General features: G+C 46.0%; 1 protein-coding gene. It reads left to right on the top strand.

Features of this window, described 5'->3' with window-relative positions; all coding sequences use genetic code 11:
• Positions 1-573: peroxidase family protein (locus R7Z50_RS26755; protein WP_318149649.1), on the top strand; the 573-nt coding region annotated here is incomplete at its 5' end.
• Positions 574-771: the final 198 nt, after the last annotated feature.

The raw sequence follows: 771 nt of genomic DNA, 5'->3' as shown, positions 1-771 counted from the left end.
GTAGGTATTGAATTGGCTGCGCGAGCGGCAGGCCACGATGTATCTGTGCCTTTCGCACCAGGTCGAGGCGATGCTTCTCAAGATATGACGGATGTGGAATCGTTCGAAGTGCTTGAACCTGTGGCTGACGGTTTCCGAAATTGGTTGAAGAAAGACTATGTGGTGAAGCCGGAAGAGTTGTTGCTCGACCGAGCTCAGCTTATGGGTTTGACAGCACCAGAAATGACGGTACTGATTGGTGGTTTACGCGTTCTGGGTAGCAACTACGGTGGCAGCAAAGATGGCGTCTTTACCGACCGCGTGGGTACGTTATCGAACGATTTCTTCGTAAACCTCACCGATATGGCTTACACATGGAAGCCAACGGGTGAGAACCAATACGAAATTCGTGATCGTAAAACAGACCAAGTGAAATGGACGGCGACTCGAGTGGATCTTGTCTTTGGTTCAAACTCGATTCTACGTTCGTACGCGGAAGTGTATGCGCAAGATGATAATCAGGAAAAATTCATCCATGATTTCGTCGCTGCATGGGTGAAAGTCATGAACGCGGATCGTTTTGACTTGCAATAAGTGAAACGATGTTCATCGATAGATGCGTAAACAAAGTTGATGAATAAGTAAGAGAGGCGGGCGCAATGCTCGCCTTTTTCTTTACGTGGCTTTTTACTTTGTTTGAAAGTTAAGCTCATTTGAACCATAATCATCAGACCATATGAACTAAAGGAGCTTGATATGGCAACTGCAGCATTAAAAAGCTTCAAACCGAAA

The organism is Vibrio sp. 1249-1 (assembly GCF_033340495.1).
This window is presented reverse-complemented; position numbering and strand designations above follow the sequence as displayed.